This window comes from Novosphingobium sp. GV079, assembly GCF_003058045.1.
GTDB classification, from domain to species: domain Bacteria; phylum Pseudomonadota; class Alphaproteobacteria; order Sphingomonadales; family Sphingomonadaceae; genus Novosphingobium; species Novosphingobium capsulatum.
Genome location: NZ_QBUE01000060.1, coordinates 1 through 1,049 on the forward strand (window position 1 = coordinate 1; position 1,049 = coordinate 1,049).

General features: G+C 62.3%; 1 protein-coding gene. It reads right to left on the reverse strand.

Features of this window, described 5'->3' with window-relative positions:
* Positions 1-122: 122 nt before the first annotated feature.
* Positions 123-959, reverse strand: coding sequence for an IS21-like element helper ATPase IstB (gene istB / locus C8K14_RS22300; RefSeq protein WP_107719339.1), 837 nt, complete (start codon positions 957-959; stop codon positions 123-125).
* Positions 960-1,049: the final 90 nt, after the last annotated feature.

Sequence of the window (1,049 nt, forward strand, 5' to 3'; positions counted from 1 at the left end):
TGTCAACGGCGGAGCAAAAACCGGCCACTGTGGCGGAGTAAAAGTAGGCCACTGACGTTGCGGCAGATTCAAAGCACAGGGGCCCCGATCGGGGCCCCTGTGCTTTTGGCCGCTTTGAAGTGTCAGGTTTCGTCGGGGCTGGCCTGGTTTTGCTCCGCCCCACCCGCAGCGCGGCGGCGGCGGGCGGATTGCTTGAGGCGATAGCTGTCGCCATTCATGGTCAGGATGCTGACGTGGTGGGTCAAACGATCCAGCAATGCGCCGGTCAGGCGCTCGGACCCCAGCACCTGCGTCCAGTCCTCAAACGGCAGGTTGGAGGTGACGATGGTGGAACCGCGTTCGTAGCGCTGGGAGAAGGTCTCGAACAACAGCTCCGCGCCGGTGGGCGAGAGCGGGACGTAACCCAATTCGTCGATAATCAGCAGCTTCACCGCAGCCAGTTCGCGTTGCATCTTGAGGAGCCGCTTCTCGTCGCGGGCCTCCAGCAACTGATTCACCAGCGCGGCGGCAGTGGTGAAGGCAACTGTGAAGCCCTTCTGGCAGGCGGCCAGCCCCAGGGCGAGCGCCACATGGGTTTTGCCTGTGCCGCTGTTACCCAGCGCAATGATGTTCTCGCGGCGCAAAATGTATTCACACCGCGCCAGATCCAGCGCCAGCATCTTGTTGAGGCTGGGAATGGCGGTGAAGTCGAAGGTGTCGAAGCTTTTGACGGCCGGGAACCGGGCGGCGCGGATCCGCCGTTCGACGGTACGCCGTTCACGGTCAATCAGCTCCAGTTCGATCAGCCGCAGTAAATAGCGGGGATGATCAACACCATCGCGTGCGCATTCACGGGCCACTTTCTCGTATTCGCGCAGGACAGTCGGCAGTTTGAGCTGTTTGAGGTGGTGGCTCAGCAGCACCTGTGGCGCGCCAGCGGTGGTGCCGGTGGGCAGGTTATCATCGGGCACCCGGCTCATGCTGCCATCCCCTCGGAGACGGTGGGGACCAAAGCAGCATAATCAGCCGCCTGCGTGACCTTCACATCCAGCCTGGGCAGATGAGGATAG